The organism is Serratia sp. EWG9, assembly GCF_019913725.1.
Lineage (GTDB): Bacteria > Pseudomonadota > Gammaproteobacteria > Enterobacterales > Enterobacteriaceae > Serratia > Serratia ureilytica.
On record NZ_JADNRO010000008.1, the window covers coordinates 167,610 to 185,480 of the forward strand.

11 protein-coding genes are annotated in these 17,871 nt (G+C 61.7%); 6 read left to right on the forward strand and 5 right to left on the reverse strand.

Annotated elements, in window-relative coordinates; translation table 11 throughout:
- Positions 1 to 107: 107 nt before the first annotated feature.
- The gene (gene queF / locus ITX55_RS18160; protein WP_046687717.1) at positions 108 to 953 is read right to left on the reverse strand and encodes an NADPH-dependent 7-cyano-7-deazaguanine reductase QueF; all 846 of its coding nucleotides are present in this window, start codon (positions 951 to 953) and stop codon (positions 108 to 110) included.
- A 63-nt stretch (positions 954 to 1,016) separates the two neighbouring features.
- Between queF and syd the strand changes: the two genes are divergently transcribed.
- Positions 1,017 to 1,565: a SecY-interacting protein gene (gene syd, locus ITX55_RS18165; RefSeq protein ID WP_033644866.1), complete on the forward strand. Its 549-nt coding sequence runs from the start codon at positions 1,017 to 1,019 to the stop codon at positions 1,563 to 1,565.
- 609 nt (positions 1,566 to 2,174) lie between these two features.
- On the opposite strand, the gene ITX55_RS18170 is transcribed toward syd, so the two are convergent.
- Positions 2,175 to 3,413 (reverse strand): MFS transporter, encoded by a 1,239-nt coding sequence (locus ITX55_RS18170; RefSeq protein WP_108681836.1) that lies wholly within the window; start codon positions 3,411 to 3,413, stop codon positions 2,175 to 2,177.
- Between the two features lie 178 nt (positions 3,414 to 3,591).
- On the opposite strand from ITX55_RS18170, the gene ITX55_RS18175 reads away from it, so the two are divergent.
- The 5 genes from ITX55_RS18175 (at position 3,592) to ITX55_RS18195 (ending at position 13,755) form a co-directional block, all read left to right on the forward strand.
- A complete protein-coding gene (locus ITX55_RS18175; protein WP_033644943.1) occupies positions 3,592 to 3,918 on the forward strand; it encodes a YqcC family protein in 327 nt (108 codons plus the stop codon).
- Positions 3,919 to 4,064: 146 nt separating this feature from the next.
- Positions 4,065 to 10,040, forward strand: coding sequence for an alpha-2-macroglobulin (locus ITX55_RS18180; RefSeq protein ID WP_223085274.1), 5,976 nt, complete (start codon positions 4,065 to 4,067; stop codon positions 10,038 to 10,040).
- Positions 10,041 to 10,089: 49 nt separating this feature from the next.
- Positions 10,090 to 12,438, forward strand: coding sequence for a penicillin-binding protein 1C (gene pbpC, locus ITX55_RS18185; RefSeq protein ID WP_047026599.1), 2,349 nt, complete (start codon positions 10,090 to 10,092; stop codon positions 12,436 to 12,438).
- Positions 12,439 to 12,498: 60 nt separating this feature from the next.
- The gene (truC, locus tag ITX55_RS18190) at positions 12,499 to 13,269 is read left to right on the forward strand and encodes a tRNA pseudouridine(65) synthase TruC (protein ID WP_042785783.1); all 771 of its coding nucleotides are present in this window, start codon (positions 12,499 to 12,501) and stop codon (positions 13,267 to 13,269) included.
- Positions 13,270 to 13,302: 33 nt separating this feature from the next.
- Positions 13,303 to 13,755: a flavodoxin gene (locus ITX55_RS18195; RefSeq protein ID WP_033644870.1), complete on the forward strand. Its 453-nt coding sequence runs from the start codon at positions 13,303 to 13,305 to the stop codon at positions 13,753 to 13,755.
- 57 nt (positions 13,756 to 13,812) lie between these two features.
- Here ITX55_RS18195 and ITX55_RS18200 read toward each other — a convergent pair whose 3' ends face one another.
- The 3 genes from ITX55_RS18200 to glnD form a co-directional block, all read right to left on the reverse strand.
- Complete coding sequence (locus ITX55_RS18200) at positions 13,813 to 14,202, reverse strand: DUF3461 family protein (RefSeq protein WP_004931929.1); 390 nt, start codon at positions 14,200 to 14,202, stop codon at positions 13,813 to 13,815.
- A 129-nt stretch (positions 14,203 to 14,331) separates the two neighbouring features.
- On the reverse strand, positions 14,332 to 15,156 hold the full coding sequence (gene dapD / locus ITX55_RS18205; protein ID WP_004931932.1) for a 2,3,4,5-tetrahydropyridine-2,6-dicarboxylate N-succinyltransferase: 825 nt from the start codon (positions 15,154 to 15,156) through the stop codon (positions 14,332 to 14,334).
- Between the two features lie 42 nt (positions 15,157 to 15,198).
- Positions 15,199 to 17,862, reverse strand: coding sequence for a bifunctional uridylyltransferase/uridylyl-removing protein GlnD (glnD, locus tag ITX55_RS18210; RefSeq protein ID WP_042785782.1), 2,664 nt, complete (start codon positions 17,860 to 17,862; stop codon positions 15,199 to 15,201).
- Positions 17,863 to 17,871 lie beyond the last annotated feature (9 nt).

Below are 17,871 nucleotides of genomic sequence, written 5' to 3' on the forward strand. Positions count from 1 at the left end.
AGCGGGCGCTCTGCCCGGCCGCAGCCTCGTTTTAACCTTACCGCCGTCCCTGCGCTTTTACCAACACAAACCGCTCGTTAGCTCAGTTGTTGAGCAATGTTTCGCACTTATTGGCGCGCCAGGCGGCCGTGCTCGGGAGCGAATGCGACGTTGCTGCGCCACGGGTTGATATCCAGTCCGCCGCGGCGGGTATAGCGGGCGTAAACCGTCAGGCTTTGCGGCCGGCAATAGCGCATCAGATCGTTGAAGATGCGCTCGACGCATTGCTCGTGGAATTCGTTGTGGTGGCGGAAGGAAACCAGATAGCGCAGCAGCGCTTCGCGATCGATCTTGCCGCCGCGGTAGCTTATCTGCACCGAGCCCCAGTCCGGCTGATGGGTGATCAGGCAGTTGGACTTCAGCAGGTGGCTGACCAATTGCTCTTCCACTACCTCTTCACCGGCGGCGTTCTGCAGGTAGTCGGCGTTGAACTCATAATTGTCGATGCGAATATCCTGCTGGTCGATGCAGTCGCCGGCCAGACGAGCGATCGGGCTGCCTTCCAGTTGGTCGACGCTGAACAGGGTGACGCTCACCTCGCCCTGGGCGCAGGCGGACAAATCGCGTTGCAGCGTGCTGCGCACCGTTTCCCAATCGGCGAACGGCGTTTGGTTGAAGCTGTTGAGATACAGCTTGAAGCTTTTCGATTCGATCAGGTTCAGGCTGTCGGCGTTGAGGCCGATCTCGCCCACCGCCACCTGAGGCAGCCCGTTGGCGTTCAGCCAGGAGAGTTCGTACAGCGTCCAGATGTCCGCGCCGTGGAAGGGCAGGTTGTCGGGATACAGCCCCAGCGGCTCGCGGTTCATGCTGCGCGGCACCGCCTGCAGCAGCGTGGCGTCGTAGCGATCGCGATAGGCGGTGGGTTTGCCCAGCGTCAGCCCTGACAGGGCCTGGTGGTCTTGATATGAGGACATCTGCTGTCACCTCGGTCAGAGATAGGTACAATGGCCGTCAGTTTAACGTATGCGAGAAAGAATATGGACCATGATGTATCGCACGCTCTGCGTGAATTCACTCAACGCTATGTCGAGTTGTGGCAGCAAGAGCGCGGCCACGCGCCGGCCAGCGAGGCGCTGTACGGCGTGCCATCGCCCTGCATCGTGGAGAATCGCGAGGACGACGTGCTGTGGTTGCCGCAGCCTTTCGAACCGGCGGCGACGCTGGAGAAGGTAGAGGCCGCACTGGAGCTGCGTTTGCAGCCGGATGCGCACCGTTTCTACACGCAGCAATACGCCGGTGACATGAGCGCGCAATTTGGGGAGCATCGCCTGAGCCTGCTGCAGGTATGGAGCGAAGAGGATTTCATCCGCCTGCAGGAGAATCTGATCGGCCATCTGGTGACGCAAAAGCGCCTCAAATTGTCACCGACTCTCTTCCTGGCGACCACCGAATCCGAGATGACGATGGTGTCGCTGTGCAACGTCAGCGGCAACGTAGTGCTGGAGCAGTTCGGCAGCGATAAGCGCACCTTGTTGGCGGCGACGCTGGGGAATTTCCTCGATGCGCTGCGCCCAGTGCTGGACTGAAGTGCGGCGGATTCGCCGTCGGTCGTGTAAGAGATCTCTCACACGGGCTGTGAGAGATCGCTCTTAATTTTTTTCACCTCTCTTTGGTCCATGAGATTATTGTTATCCAGATCAATTGGTTAGAATTTCTTTAGGATAACTCTTAGTCTTAATTTAGTGTGAGACACCTCTCAAACCCTTGTGATTCCGGGAAATTTGAGCGATCTTATCATTACCGGCACGGACCCGGCGGAGCAGGAAAGCATCAGGATGATGCAGCTTCAGGAAGAAGAAAGGGATGCGCTCAGGCAAGAGCGAGGGATGGCGTCAGGAGATGCCCAGGATGTTTCAGGATTGAAACCAAGGACACCTCCAGGACGGAGATTGAGAGCCGGCGCAGGACTGTCGGCGGGTCAGGAAGGCTGAGGAACCGCGTCAGGACGATGCTGCAGGATGATGCAAGGACCACTTGGTCAGGATGGCCGCAGGAAAAGTTTTCAAGGATTGAGCAGGGAGCATGCTGTGTAGCGGGATGGCTATAAAACGAACCGGGGGCACTGTTAACGCAGTGCCCCCAACTTTTTGTTCTATTCCGCCGCGCGTGCGCCCCGTCTCAATCCTTCTTCCGCGTTAACCAATCGCGCCCAGCGTATCGCCTGCGCCCTGTTTTTTCGGCAGCAGGAACAGCGTGGCGTAGATATCCAGCAGGTAAATCGCCGCCAACAGGCTGATGGCGGCGGCAAACGACACCTGCGTCACCAGCGCGCCGATCACCAATGGCCCCAGGCCGCCGACGCCGCGTCCCAGATTGAACAGGATGTTTTGCGCGGTGGCGCGTGCTTGCACCGGGTAGGTATCGGAAATCAACGCGCCGTAACCGCCGATCATGCCGTTGACGAACATGCCCATCACTGCGCCGGCGAACAGCATCAGCATCGGATCGCTCAACTGGGCGTAGCCGATCACCATCACCACCGCGCCGACCTGATACAGCACGAAGATCTTCCAGCGGGCGAAGCGGTCGGCCAGGACGCCGAACAGCCAGATGCCGAACGTCATGCCGACCACCGTCACCGCCGTCCACAGGCCGGACTTGGTGAGCGAGAAGCCGAAGTTTTTCGCCAGATAAGTCGGCATCCAGATCATCAGCCCGTAGTAGCCGAAATTCTGCACCGAACAGAGAATGAAGATGCCGATGCTGGCCTTGCTGGTGGCGCGATCCTTAAACAGCAGGCGCAAACGCTGAAGGAAGGAGAGCGGCTGCCCGGCGTCTTTCTGCCGCACGAATTCCTCCGGTTCGCCCAGCGTGCGGCGGATCAGGAATGACGCCAGCGCCGGCAGCAGGCCGACCAGGAACATGCCGCGCCAGCCGATATGTTCCAGCAGCAAAGGCGTCAGGAAAGCGGCCGCCAGCACCCCCAACTGCCAGCCCATGCCGACGTAAGCCGAAGCGCGGTTGCGTTTCTCCGCCGGCCAGGCTTCGGCGATCAGCGCCATGCCGATGCCGAACTCGCCGCCCAGCCCGATGCCCGCCAGCGTGCGATAGGCGAGTAGATCCCAATAGCCTTGCGCCACGGCGCACAGGCCGGTGAATAGGGAAAACATCAGAATGGTGATGGTCAGCACCCGGATGCGGCCGAAGCGATCGCTGAGATGGCCGAAGATCACGCCGCCCAGCACCGCGCCGATCAGCGTCCAGGTGACCAGCGAGCCGGCGGCCGATGAGGTTAATCCTAATTCGATGCTGATGGCCGGCAGCATAAAGCCGAGGATCAGCAGGTCAAACCCGTCCATGGCGTAACCGGTGACCGAGGCCAGCATGGCCTTACCGGGCGTCGCGTGATTTTTTTTCTCTGTTATTACGGACATGAATCTTTATCTGTGTGGTGAATTCGGTGGGTCTATTGTGCCGCGCGGCGGCGCACGCCACCAGATAAAAACGGCAGCCGGTCTCGGGCGCGCCAAATTTGGGCTATAAAAATGCTATGCTTTGCCGCCTTTCAGCCAGCGAGCTGAATATCATGATGAAAAGAGATCGGGAATGCAGATGAGTATACATAATCAGGTTCGCCGCAGTTTGCAGGCGATTGAACAATCCATGCGCGATTTGGCCTTGTGGCAGGCCGCGCCGCCCGAGCCTGAGGCTTTCTCCAGCACCGAGCCGTTCTGCATCGACAGCATGTCGGCCGAGGCTTGGCTGCAGTGGGTGTTTCTGCCACGCATGTATGCGCTGTTGGACGCCGAAGCGCCGCTGCCGACGCGTTTTGCCATCACGCCTTACTTCGAGGAGGCGTTGAAGGAGCGTGAGCCGAGCAGTCTGCCGCTGTTGGTGCTGCTGCAGCAGTTGGATTTGATGTTGAATAAAGAGCCGTAATTCGCCGGCGGCGCGCAGATTTTTGCCGCCCGGCAGTGTAGAGTACTCGCGCGGATGCCGGGCAGGAGAGCCGACGGCGTCTTTCGGCTCGGTTAAACCGCGGCGGTTGACCGGGGGCTGCATTAGGATGATGAGGTGCTGCAATAATGGATTTATTAAGGTTTATCCTTCGTTTGCCTTTTACCCTGGTTAAGGGCGTTTGCCGCCTGTTGGGTGGGGTCTTGTCGCTGTTGGGGCGGTTGCTGAGACCGCTGGTCGGCAACCTCAGCTGGCGCGCGCCGGCCTGGTGGGCTGCGCTGCCGCGCGGTTTTCTGCGGCTGGAAAGCGGCGTGGATAAACATCCGAAAGCGATCGGTCTGGGCCTGCTGCTGCTGGCAGGCGCCGCGGGCGGCGCGTTTTACGGTTGGCACTGGTGGCAAAATCGGCCTCAGCCGATCGAACCGGCGCCGATGGTGGTTCAGGAGGTCAGCGCATCGCTGGCTAACCCCGCGCCGATAGATTACACCGCCGCCCGGCAAGCGCCACAAACGGTGAGTCTGGCCTTCAGCGGCTCGGTCGCGCCGATCGCCGCGGTGGGCAAAACCGTGAGCGCCGGCATCACCCTCAAACCGACGGCGGAAGGGCAGTGGGCGTGGAACAATGAATCGACGCTGGTGTTCACGCCGAAAAAGCCGCTGCCGATGGGCGCGAAATATGACGTGACCCTCGAGCCCGCTACCTTGCTGGCGCCGCAGGTCAAACTCGCCAAAACCCGCTATGCCTTCACCGTGCCTGCGTTCGGCTACCGTCTGGGGCAGGCCGAGTACTACCGCGATCCGCAGAATGCGCAGAAACGCAGCGCGATTTTCAATCTGCAGTTCAACGCGCCGGTCGACGTCGCCAGCTTTGAAAAACAGATTTCGCTGGGATTGAAAGAAGGCAGCGCCACCTCCGAGAAGAAGCTGAATTTCTCTCTGGTCTATGACGAGAAAAAACTGAACGCCTGGGTGCATTCCGAGCCGCTGCAGGCGCTGGATCAGGGCGGCGCGGTACATCTGACCGTCGGCAAGGGCGTTAAATCGACGGCGGCCGGCAACGCGGTCGAAGAGGCGAAAAGCAACTGGGTCAAGGTTCCTACCCTCTACAGCCTGGCGCTGAGCGACGCCAGCGCCCAGGTGGTGGACACCGACGGCGGCAAAGGGCAGCGTGCGCTGGTGGTTGGTTTCAGCGATGCGGTGAAGGATAAAGAGCTGGCGCGGGCCGCGAAAGCCTGGCTGCTGCCGCAGCACGATCCGAGCGATGCCGAGGCCGCCAATGATGCTGAAGACTTTTACCCATGGACGGTAGACAGCGTCGGCAAGAACGTGCTGGCGCAGGCGACGCCGCTGCCGTTGACGCTTAACGAGGCGGAAGAGGCCTATCAGCCGCAGTTCAGCTTCCGTTTTGACGCCCCGGCGCACCGCTTTATGCTGCTCGAGATCGATAACCAGCTGGTCTCCGCCGGCGGTTACAAAATGCCGAAGAAGGTTTATCGGGTGGTCGAAGTGCCGGAGTTCCCGAAATCGCTGCAGTTCATGTCGCAGGGCTCGCTGCTGTCGGTCAACGGCGACAAGCAGATCAGCGTGGCGGCGCGCAACGTGGCGGGCCTGCGGCTGGACATCAAGCGGGTGATCCCGAGTCAGCTGCAGCACATTGTTTCCTTCAAAAGCCGGGAATACTCGTCCACGGAATTCAACCGGCTCAACGATGAGTATTTCACCGAGCATTTCAAATACCAGACGGCGCTCAACAACGAGCGGCCGGGGGAAGTGAACTATCAGGGCATCGATCTTTCCCGCTATCTCTCCACCAACGCCAGTTCCCATCGCGGGGTGTTTCTGTTGACGCTGTCGGAATGGCAGCCGAATCGCAAACCGGCGGCGGAAGAGGCGGGCGCCGAGCAGGAGCAGGAACAGGACGAGAGCGCAGGGGAAGAACAGCCCGACGTCGGCGATTCGCGTTTTGTGGTGGTGACCGATCTGGGCATCGTCGCCAAGAGCTCGCAGGATAAGACGCGCGACGTCTTCGTGCAGTCGATCCAAAGCGGTGCGCCGGTCAGCGGCGCCAACGTATCTGTGGTGGCCAAAAACGGCGTGACGCTGCTCAGCCAAACCACCGGCGCCGACGGCCACGTGCGTTTCCCGGCGCTGGATGTGTACACCAACGAGCGCCAGCCGGTGATGTTCCTGGTGGAGAAAGAAGGGGATGTCTCCTTCCTGCCGACCGGCAGCTATAACGATCGCGGGCTGGATTTCTCGCGCTTCGACGTTGCCGGTGAACAAACGCCGACCGATCCGCGCACGCTCAGCAGCTACCTGTTCTCCGACCGCGGCGTGTATCGGCCGGGAGATACCTTCAATATCGGCCTGATCACTCGCGCCGCCGACTGGCGCGTTGGCCTCGCCGGCGTGCCGGTGCGCGCCGAAATTCGCGATCCGCGCGACAAGCTGATGTCCACCGTGCCACTGACGCTGGGCGCCAGCGGTTTCAACGAACTGAGCTATACCACCGATGAAAACTCGCCCACCGGCGAGTGGAACGTTTATCTGTATCTGATCGGCAAAAACAACGACACCTCCACGCTGCTCGGCCATACCGCAGTCAATGTGAAGGAGTTCGAGCCGGATCAACTGAAAGTGAAGCTGGCGTTGACGCCGGACCGCCAGCAAGGCTGGGTCAAACCGTCTGAGCTGAAGGCCAGCATCGATGTGCAGAACCTGTTCGGCACCCCGGCGCAAGATCGCCGTGTGACCACCAGGCTGACGCTGCGGCCAATGTATCCGAGCTTCGATCGCTTCCCGGATTATGCGTTCTACGAAAACCGACAAAACAGCGACGGGTTCGAAACCGAGCTGGAAGATCGCACCACCGATGAACACGGCGCGGCTGATATTCCGCTCGATCTGAAATCTTACGCCGACGCCACTTATCAGCTGCAGCTGTTGTCGGAGGCGTTCGTTGCCGGCGGCGGTCGCTCGGTGGCGGCTACCGCCCGTACGCTGGTTTCGCCTTACGATTACCTGATTGGGGTGAAGGCCGACGGCGATCTGGGCTACATCAATCGCGATGCGGAGCGGCATCTGAACGTGATCGCCATCGATCAGGCCTTGAAACAGATCGCCATGCCGAACCTGAAGCAGGTGCTGATCGAACAGAAATACATTTCGGTGCTGACCAAACAGGATTCGGGCGTTTACAAATATCAGTCGAAGATGAAGGAAGTGCAGCTCTCGGAACAGCCGCTGGCGCTGGGCGATCAGGGCGCGGATCTGCGGCTGGCGACCGATAAGCCGGGCGACTTCGTGCTGGTGATCGAAGATGCGCAGGGCAAGACGCTCAACCGCGTCGCCTACAGCGTGGCCGGCAACGCCAACCTGAGCCGTTCGCTGGATCGCAACGCCGAACTGAAGCTAAAACTCAACCAGGCGGAATATCAGCCCGGCGAAGAGATCGAGGTGGCGATCAACGCGCCTTATACCGGCAGTGGCTTGATCACCATCGAGAAGGACAAGGTTTACGCCTGGCAGTGGTTCCACACCGACACCACCAGCTCGGTGCAGACGATCCGCGTGCCGGCCGGCATGGAGGGCAACGGCTACATCAACGTGCAGTTCGTGCGCGACATCAACTCCAGCGAGATCTTCATGAGCCCGCTGAGCTATGGCGTGATGCCGTTCAAGATCAGTACCAGGGCGCGCCAAAACAGCCTTGAGGTGACGGCACCGGAGGTCATCAAACCGGGTGAAAACCTGACGATGACTGTCAAGACCGATGCGCCGCAGCAGGTGGCGCTGTTCGCCGTCGATGAGGGCATTTTGCAGGTGGCGCGTTATCGCCTGAAGGATCCGCTGGAGTTCTTCTTCAGCAAGCGCGAACTGAACGTGAGCAGCTCGCAGATCCTCGATCTGATCCTGCCGGAATTCAGCAAGCTGATGGCGCTGACCGCGGCGCCGGGCGGCGATGCGGGCGAAGGGCTGGATCTCAACCTCAACCCGTTCAAGCGCAAGCGCGATAAGCCGGTGGCCTATTGGTCCGGCATAACCGAAGTCAGCGGCGAGAAGCAGTTCGTCTACCCGGTGCCGGATTACTTCAACGGCAAGATCCGCGTCATGGCGATTTCGGTGACGCCGGAGAAAATCGGCAAGGCGCAAACCGCCGCTACGGTGCGCGACAGCTTCATCATGACGCCGAACGTGCCGGCGATGGTGGCGCCGGGCGATGAGTTCGACGTCAGCGTGGGCGTCAGCAACAACCTCGAAGGGCTGAACGGCCAGTCGGCAGCCATCAACGTCCTGCTGACGCCGCCGCCGCAATTGGAGGTGGTGGGCAACGCGACGCAAAGCCTGACGCTGGCGGAAAAACGCGAGGGCGTGATCGCCTTCCGTCTGCGCGCCAAAGCCGTTTTGGGCGATGCGCCGCTGGTGTTCGACGCCCGTTACGGCGACCAGGCCAGCCGTCGCACCGTCAGCACCTCGGTGCGGCCGGCGGCGCCGTACCGTACTCAATCGGTGATGGGGCGCATGAGCGGCGGCAGCCAGAACGTCGATGGCCTGCGCCAGATGTTCGACGCCTTCGCGCAGCGCCGGGCGGCGGTGTCGAATTCGCCGCTGGTGCTGACCAGCGGGTTGGCGCAATACCTGGCGGATTATCCGTATTACTGTTCCGAGCAGATCGTCAGCCGTTCCATTCCGCTGATGTTGCAGAGCCGCCATCCAGAGATGAAAGGCAGCCTGAGCCAGGCGGAAGTCAGCAAGCAGCTGAGCAACCTGCTGGGCGTGCTGCGCGCCCGTCAGAACGACAGCGGGGCGATCGGCGCCTGGCGTTCGTCGCCGGATGCCGATCCTTTCGTCACGCCTTATGTGGTGCAATATCTGCTCGAGGCCAAAGCGGCGGGTTACGCCCTGCCGGAAGGCATGCTGGACGAAGCCAACGGCGCGTTGCGTGAGCTGGCGGCCAGCGGATTCGACGATCTGTATCTGCTGCGCCTGCGCAGCTGGGCGGTTTACCTGCTGACGCTGCAGGGCGAAGTGACCACCAACTCGCTGGCGGCGGTGCAGGATACGCTGCAAAAACGCTATGGCGAGGGCTGGAAAACCGATCTGAGCGCACTCTATCTGGCCTCTTCCTATCGCCTGTTGAAGATGGACGACGAAGCCGCCGCGCTGTTGCAACCGAGCTGGCAGCAACTGAGCAAAGCCTATGACAGCGCCTGGTGGACGCAGAACTATTTCGATCCGCTGGTGCAGGATGCGACGCGGCTGTATTTGATTACCCGTCACTTCCCTGAGAAGGTGGCGTCGATTCCGCCGCAGGTGCTGGAGAATATGGTCAAGGCACTGAAGGAAGAGCGTTATACCACCTACTCCTCTGCAATGAGCATCCTGGCGCTGGAAAGCTATTCGGCCCAGGTGGCGGCGCAATCCGCCAATGCGGACGCGTTAGGCATCGTGCAGGTAGATAAAGCCGGCGGTGAGCCACAGCGCATCAGTGAGCTGCAGGGGCTGTTCGTTCAGGGGCAGTTCAACGCCGATGCCACCGCCGTGCGCTTCACCAACGGCGGCAGCGCGCCGGCCTGGTATGTGGTGACGCAGGCCGGTTACGATCTGAACGCGCCGCAAAAAGCGCTGTCGCGCGGGATTGAGATCGTCCGCGAGTACACCGACGAACAGGGCAAACCGGTGACGCAGGTGACGCTGGGGCAGAAGATCAACGTCCATCTGAAGGTGCGCGCCAACTCGAAAGAGGGGCAGAGCAACCTGGCGATTGTCGATCTGCTGCCGGGCGGGTTCGAAGTGGTGCAGCAGACGCCGCCGGAACCGGCCGATGCCGGTGAGGAGAGCGACGATCGCGGCGGCTGGCAGTCGCCGCTGGCCGCCACCGGCTCCACCTGGGCGCCGGATTACAGCGACATCCGTGAAGATCGGGTGATTATCTACGGCAGCGCCGGCACCGAGGTGCAGGAGTTCGTCTATCAGATCAAGGCCACCAATACCGGCAGCTTTATTATTCCACCGGCCTACGGCGAAGCCATGTATGACCGAGAAGTGCAGGCCATGTCGGCCGGCGGCGGCAAGCTGGTGGTGGTGCCGGCGGGCAACGACTAGGCCGTATCCGGCGCCAGGCCAGCGTCTGGCGCCGGAATGCTGAGAACGTATGAAGATCCTGACCGGGCGCGTGCTGCAAAACGGCTTGATGGCGGTGTTTTTACTGGCGCTGCTGTTGACCGCAATTCGGCTGTGGCCGCATCCGCCCCTGTGGCAGGGGCTGCCGCAGTCTTCCGTTTATTACGACAGGCACGGCGCGCTGCTGCGCATTACGCTGGCCAACGACGATCGCTACCGGCTGTGGACCCCGCTGGAGCAAGTGTCGCCGCTGGCGGTGCGCGGGTTGCTGCTGCACGAAGATCGTTGGTTCTACTATAACCCCGGCTTTAACCCTGTCAGCCTGATGCGCGGTTTCTGGCGCAGCTATGTCGCCGGCGGCAAAATGCAGGGCGGTTCGACCATCAGCATGCAGCTGGCGCGGATGCGCTGGCATCTCAATACCCGTACGCCGGGCGGCAAGGTGTTGCAGGTGCTGCGTGCGGTGCAGCTGGAACTGAGCTACTCCAAGCGCGATATCCTGGAAGCCTATTTGAATTACGCGCCCTACGGCCGCAATATTGAAAGCATCGGCGCCGCCAGCCTGATCTATTTCGCCAAGTCGCCGCGGGAGTTGACTCTGCCGGAGGCGCTGACGCTGGCGGTCTTGCCGCAGTCGCCCAGCTACCGTCTGGAGCCGAAAACCGGCGTGCTCGGCGCGGCGTTGACGCAGGCGCGCAATCGTCTGTTCCAGCGTTGGCAGCGGGTTTACCCCACCGACGCCAGCCAGCAAACGCTGTTCCGCCTGCCGTTGGCGCTGCGGCAGCCTGAACAAGTGCCTTATATCGCACCGCACTTTATCGAACAGCTGCGCCTGCAGACGCAGCAACTGGTGCAGCGCGATACCCGCGTAGACACGACGCTGGACGCCGGGCTGCAGCGGCTGGTCGAACGGCAGGTCAACGCTTTTATCGCCCGCAACCGCAGCCGCGGCATCCAAAACGCCGCGGTGCTGCTGGTGGACAGCCGCGATATGGGGGTGCGCGCGCTGGTGGGCTCGGCGGACTATTACAATCGGCCGATCCAGGGGCAGGTGAACGGCACCAACGCCAAACGTTCGCCGGGCTCGACGCTGAAGCCGTTCATCTACGCGCTGGGCATGGAGCAGGGCGTGTTGCATCCGATGACCATCCTGAAAGACGTGCCTTCGTCGTTCGGTGCCTATGCGCCGGAAAATTTCGACCGGCGTTTTCTCGGCCCGGTGACCGCCACCGACGCGCTGAATTTCAGCCGTAACATCCCGGCGGTATATGTCGCCTCGCAGCTGCGCCAGCCGACTTTTTATCAGTTCTTACGCCTGACCGGCGTCGCCAATATGGCCAATGAGAGCCACTACGGACTGTCGCTGGTGCTGGGCGGCGGCGAGGTGACGGCGCAGGAGCTGGCGAAGCTGTACGCGTTGCTGGCGAACCGCGGCGAGCTGCGGCCGCTGCGATTGCGGCTGAACGAGGGTGAACCGAGGCCGGTGCGGCTGTTGAGCGAGGAGGCCAGCTTCATCACGCTGGATATGCTGCGCCAGCACCGGCGGCCGGGCGATACGCTGGCGCAGCGTTCTTCGTCGCTGCCGGTGTACTGGAAGACTGGCACCTCATGGGGCTTTCGCGACGCCTGGAGCGTCGGGATTTTCGGCCCTTACGTGCTGGTGGTGTGGGAAGGCAACTTCGATGGGCGCGGCAACAATGCGTTGGTCGGTGCCGAGGCGGCCGCGCCGCTGTTTTTCAATATCATCGACAGCGTCAACGCCAGCTATCCCGCCCTGCGGGAACCGAAACATCCGTTCCCCAAGCGGCTGCGGCGGGTAGACATCTGTCTCGCCAGCGGCGATCTGCCGACGCCGTGGTGCCAGCAAAAGGGCAAGACCTGGTTCATTCCCGGCAAGTCGCCGATCAAGGTAGACAGCGTCTACCGGCCGGTGGTGCTGGATATTCATAGCGGCGAGGTTGTTTGCCCGCCGTATGACGCGGCGCAGACCCGCACCGAAATTTTTGAATTCTGGCCTTCCGATTTGGCCAACGTGTTCGCCCAGGCCGGGCTGCCGAAGCGGGCGCCGCCGGTCAATCGCTGCAAGGACAACGGCATCGCCGTCGGCGGCAACGCGCCGCGCATCACCTCGCCGTTGAAAAACACCACTTATACCCTGCGCCAGTCGCAACAGGGACGGGACAAAATCGCCTTCAATGCGGTGACGGACGCCGACAGCAAGACGGTGTACTGGTTCGTTGACGATATCTATCTCGGCAGCAGCGCCAGCAAAAAACCGATCGACTGGCGGCCGATCAATAACGGGCGCTACCGCATTCGGGCGGTGGACGATCGCGGCCGCGCCGATACGCGCCTGGTGACCATCGAATGGGTGAACTAGCGTTGCGTCCCATGCCTGTTATACTCGCGCCCGAAACGGCTATTGACCTGGGAATGCGATGTGATTGAGATTTTGTATCAGGATGAACACCTGGTGGCGGTGAACAAACCGTCGGGCTGGTTGGTGCACCGCAGTTGGCTGGACCGTCATGAAACTCGCTTTATGATGCAGACGGTGCGCGATCAGCTCGGGAAGCACGTCTTTACCGTGCACCGTCTCGATCGTCCGACGTCCGGCGTGCTGCTGATGGCGCTCTCCAGCGAGGTGGCGCGCCTGCTGTCGCAGCAGTTCGAGCAGCATCAGGTGCAGAAAACCTACCATGCGGTGGTGCGCGGTTACGTGCAGGAGGAGGCGACCCTCGACTACCCGCTGACGGCGGAGCTGGATAAAATCGCCGATAAACATGCCGATGCCGACAAGGGGCCGCAGCCGGCCGTGACGCACTACCGGCCGTTGGCGCAGGTAGAGATGCCGGTGGCCGTCGGCCGCTACGACAGCGCGCGTTACAGTCTGGTGGAACTGCAGCCGGAAACCGGCCGCAAACATCAGCTGCGGCGCCATATGGCGCACCTGCGCCACCCGATCATCGGCGACAGCAAGCACGGCGATCTGCGGCAGAATCGCGGGATGGCGCAGCATTTCGGTTGCCCGCGCCTGATGCTGCACGCCAGCCATCTGCAGCTGACGCACCCGGTGACCGGCGAGCCGCTGCAGGTAACGGCGCGCTGGGACGAGGCCTGGCAAGGGGTGATGGCGCAGTTCGGCTGGGCGGGGGTATTCCCTGAACTTGCCGGGGTTGAGTTTAGCGCGGCTAACGGTCAGGATAGCTGACAATTTTTAAAGGTAATGAAGGGAGTAGGAGCCATGGCTCAGGTTGGTATCTTCGTGGGAACGGTCTACGGCAATTCGCTGCTGGTGGCGGAAGAGGCGCAAAACATCCTCAGCGAGCAGGGCCATGAGGTCAAACTGTTTGAAGAGGGCACGCTGGAGGCCTGGCAGTTTTATCGTCAGCACTACGCGCTGGTGATCACCTCCACCACCGGGCAGGGCGATCTGCCGGACAGCATCGCGCCGCTGTTCCACGCTATCCGCGATCAGGTTGGCTATCAGCCGGAGCTGCGCTATGGGCTGATCGCCCTCGGCGACAGCAGCTATGACCACTTCTGCGGCGCCGGGCGCACGTTCGATGCGCTGCTGCAGGAACAGGGCGCCACCCGCGTTGGCGAAGTGCTGGAAATCGATGCGATGGAACAGCCGGAGCCGGAAGTGGCCGCCTGCCCGTGGGTCGAGCAGTGGGGCACGCTGCTGCAGTCATAACGTAAAAAGGCGCCGCAAAAGGGCGCCTTAACGATGATGCGGGTCAGCCGATCCGCATTATTTGCCGCGGGTGAGTTTTTCCAGATCGGCTTCGATCTCGGCAATCTTGTGCGACACCACGCCTTCGAGATGGCGCAGGTCGTCGAGGATTTTACGCTTCAGATCCACTTCCACCTGATCGCGCTGGCACAGCTGATCCAGCTCGTCGATCACGTAACGCAGGTTCGGGTTGATCTCGTGAATTTCCTTGTAGCCCTGGCCGGCGTTGTCCGCCACCACGGTTTTACGCTGGCGCGGATACTTGAACTTCACGCTCTTGGCGAAGAACTCGCCCTTGTCCTTGCGGAAATAGATCTTGAGGATGTCGTTGTTGGCCTCTTGACGCAGGCTATAGCGATCGACGTCTTCCGGTTGATTGATGCCCAAACTCTTCAAGTTATCGTACATACTGCGCCCTCTTTAGATGTGATCGTTATATTCCACGACTGCGATTATGGCGGAAAGCGAGATCTGCGACTGTGACTGCCAGCGAAACGCAGACAAAAAAATAGCGGGTGAATCACCCGCTATTTCAATTTAGTCGATAGTACGCAATAACTCATTAATGCCGACTTTACCGCGCGTTTTGGCGTCGACTTTCTTGACGATCACCGCGCAGTACAGGCTGTAAGAACCGTCTTTCGACGGCAGGTTGCCGGAAACCACCACCGAGCCCGCCGGCACGCGGCCGTAATGGATTTCGCCGGTCTCGCGGTCATAGATGCGGGTGCTCTGGCCGAGGTAGACGCCCATCGAAATCACCGAGCCTTCTTCCACGATCACGCCTTCCACCACTTCGGAACGCGCGCCGATGAAGCAGTTGTCTTCGATGATGGTCGGGTTGGCCTGCAGCGGCTCCAGCACACCGCCGATGCCGACGCCGCCGGACAGGTGAACGTTTTTGCCGATCTGCGCGCAAGAACCGACGGTGGCCCAGGTGTCGACCATGGTGCCTTCGTCGACGTAGGCGCCGATGTTAACGTAAGACGGCATCAGCACGGTGTTGCGAGCGATGAACGCGCCCTGGCGCACGGTGGCTGGCGGCACGACGCGGAAGCCTTCCTTCTGGAAGCGCGCTTCGTCGTAGTCGGCGAATTTCATCGGCACTTTGTCGTAGTAGCGGGTTTCCGCGCCGTCCATCACCTTGTTGTCGTTGATGCGGAAAGAGAGCAGCACGGCTTTCTTCAGCCACTGGTGGGTGACCCATTGACCGTCGATCTTCTCGGCGACGCGCAGGGCGCCGCTGTCCAGCAGGCCGATCACCTGGTTTACCGCTTCGCGCGTTACGGTGTCTACGTTCGCCGGGGTGATGTCCGCACGGCGTTCGAAGGCGCTTTCAATAACGTTCTGTAATTGCTGCATGCTGTTCTCTTTCCTGATGTTGTCGGTAAAAAGTTACTTGTATCACATTTTATCGTTTGGGGTGAGGGCCTCTGTCAACCGTTGCTCCAACTTTCTGCGCGTTTCTTGGTCGAGCGCGCGCCGCTCGCCGTCGGCCAGGATAAACAAATCCTCGACCCGCTCGCCGATGGTGGAAATGCGCGCGCCATGCAGCGACAGCCCCAGATCGGCGAACACTTCGCCCACCCGCGCCAGCAGGCCGGGTTGGTCGAGCGCGGTCAGCTCCAGGTAGCTGCGGCGATCGGTGTGGGTCGGCAGGAAGGTGACCTCGGTCGGCACGCTGAAGTGGCGCAGCTTGGAAGAGGGGCGGCGCACGCGCGGCGGCTGGTACTCACGCTGGGTGATGGCCTGCAGCAGCGCCTGGCGGATCGCCGCGTGGCGATCCTGCGCCAGCGGGCTGCCGTCCGGCTCCAGCACGATAAAGGTGTCCATCGCCATACCGTCGCGGTTGGTGAAGATCTGGGCGTCGTGCACGCTCAGGTTGCGGCGATCCATCTCCCCGGCAACGGCGGCGAACAGATAAGGACGATCCGGGCTCCAGATGAAGATCTCGGTGCCGCCGCGCGTCGCCTGGCGGCTGACCAGCACCAGCGGCTGGGTGGAATCGTGGGCCAGCAGATGGCGGGCGTGCCAGGCCAGCTGATTCGGCGAGTGGCGCAGGAAATAGTCGGCGCGGCAGCGGCTCCAGATGCGGTGCAGCGCCTCTTCGTCGATGTTGTCCATGCGCAGCAGCGCCAGCGCCTGCAGCCGGTGGTGGCGCACGCGTTCGCGCAGATCCGGGCTGTTTTGCATGCCGCGGCGCAGCTGTTTCTCGGTGGCGAAATACAGCTCGCGCAACAGGCTCTGCTTCCAGCTGTTCCACAGGGTTTCGTTGGTGGCGCAGATATCCGCCACCGTCAGGCATACCAGGTAGCGCAGACGAGTTTCGCTCTGCACTTCGCTGCTGAACTGCTGGATCACCGTCGGATCCTGGATATCGCGGCGCTGCGCGGTGACCGACATCAGCAGGTGGCAGCGCACCAGCCAGGCCACCAGTTGGGTTTCTCGCGAGTTGAGGCCGTGCAGCTCGGCGAACTCCACCACGTCCTCCGCGCCGAGGATCGAGTGATCGCCGCCGCGCCCTTTGGCGATATCGTGGAACAAGGCCGCCAGCAGCAGCAGTTCCGGGTGCGGCAGGCGCGGATACAGCTCCACGCACAGCGGATGGCGCGGCCGGGTTTGCGGATCGGCGAAGCTCTCCAGCTTCTGCAGCACCCGGATAGTGTGTTCGTCGACAGTATAGGCGTGGAACAGATCGAACTGCATCTGCCCGACGATCTTGCCCCACTGCGGCATATAGGCCCACAGCACGCTGTGACGGTGCATCGGCACCAGCGCGCGCGACACCGCGCCGGGATGGCGCAGGATGGCCATGAACAGATCGCGCGCTTCCGGGATGGTGCACAGCGGCTGTTTCAGGTGGCGGCGCGCGTGGCGCAGCTGGCGCACGGTGGTGGAGTAAATGCCTTTGATCTCGCGGTTGCGCACCATCAGGTAGAACATGCGCATGATGGCTTGCGGCTCGCGGATGAACAGCGTTTCGTCACGCAGATCGATCAGAGCGCCGCGCAGTTGGAAATCGTCGTTCAGCGGACGCGGTTTTTCGGTGGCGTCCAGCGCCAGGATGGCTTCGTCGAACAGCTGCAGCAGCATGTGGTTCAGCTCGCTGACGCGCCGCGTCATGCGGTAGAAGTCTTTCATCATGCGCTCGACCGGCTCGTTGCCTTCGCCTTCATAGCGCAGCAGCTGCGCGACGCTGAGCTGGCGATCGAACAGCAGACGGTTGTCGTAACGCGGCAGCACCAGGTGCAGCGCAAAGCGGATGCGCCACAGGAAGCTCTGGCATTCGTTCAGCTCGTTGCGTTCGGCCTGGGTGAGAAAGCCGAAGCCGACCATTTCGTCCAGCGAGGTGGCGCCGAAGTGGCGGCGCGCCACCCACAGCAGCGTGTGGATGTCACGCAGGCCGCCGGGGCTGCTTTTGATATCCGGCTCCAGGTTATAGCTGGTGCCGTGGTAGCGCTGATGACGTTCTTGCTGCTCGTTGATCTTGGCGTGGAAAAACTGCGGCGAAGGCCAAAAGCCGTCGCTGAAGATATGTTTTTGCATCTGCAGGAACAGCGCGACGTCGCCGCAGATCATGCGCGATTCGATCAGGTTGGTGGCCACGGTCAGATCCGCCAGCCCTTCCAGCAGACACTCTTCCAGGGTGCGCACGCTGTGGCCCACTTCCAGCTTGAGATCCCACAGCAGGGTGATGAATTCGCCGACCCGCTGCGACTGTTGCTCCGTCAGCCGGCGCTGGCTGAGCACCAGCACGTCGATATCCGACAGCGGGTGCAGCTCGCCGCGGCCGTAGCCGCCGACCGCCACCAGCGCGGTTTCCGGGATATCTTCAAAGCCGTAGAACGTCCACAGCCGGCGCAGCAGGCGATCGATGAAGTCGCTGCGCGCCGCCACCAGGCTTTCTGCGCTGGAGCCGGCGTCGAACGCCGCCGCCAGCCACAGCTGAAACTGTTCCAGCCGCTGTTTCAGCACCGGGCAGGTGAGCTCGTCGTCGCCGTAGGCGCTGGGGGAGGCGGGCGGCATCGGCACGGCCGGGGCCGCCTGTTGAAGAAGATTGTCAGACATAGTGCGCAG

Coding starts and splice junctions, on each gene's coding strand:
- syd (WP_033644866.1), top strand. CDS start 1,017: ATGGACCATGATGTATCGCACGCTCTGCGTGAATTCACTCAACGCTAT.
- ITX55_RS18195 (WP_033644870.1), top strand. CDS start 13,303: ATGGCTCAGGTTGGTATCTTCGTGGGAACGGTCTACGGCAATTCGCTG.
- ITX55_RS18180 (WP_223085274.1), top strand. CDS start 4,065: ATGGATTTATTAAGGTTTATCCTTCGTTTGCCTTTTACCCTGGTTAAG.
- pbpC (WP_047026599.1), top strand. CDS start 10,090: ATGAAGATCCTGACCGGGCGCGTGCTGCAAAACGGCTTGATGGCGGTG.
- dapD (WP_004931932.1), bottom strand. CDS start 15,156: ATGCAGCAATTACAGAACGTTATTGAAAGCGCCTTCGAACGCCGTGCG.
- ITX55_RS18175 (WP_033644943.1), top strand. CDS start 3,592: ATGAGTATACATAATCAGGTTCGCCGCAGTTTGCAGGCGATTGAACAA.
- glnD (WP_042785782.1), bottom strand. CDS start 17,862: ATGTCTGACAATCTTCTTCAACAGGCGGCCCCGGCCGTGCCGATGCCG.
- queF (WP_046687717.1), bottom strand. CDS start 953: ATGTCCTCATATCAAGACCACCAGGCCCTGTCAGGGCTGACGCTGGGC.
- ITX55_RS18170 (WP_108681836.1), bottom strand. CDS start 3,413: ATGTCCGTAATAACAGAGAAAAAAAATCACGCGACGCCCGGTAAGGCC.
- ITX55_RS18200 (WP_004931929.1), bottom strand. CDS start 14,202: ATGTACGATAACTTGAAGAGTTTGGGCATCAATCAACCGGAAGACGTC.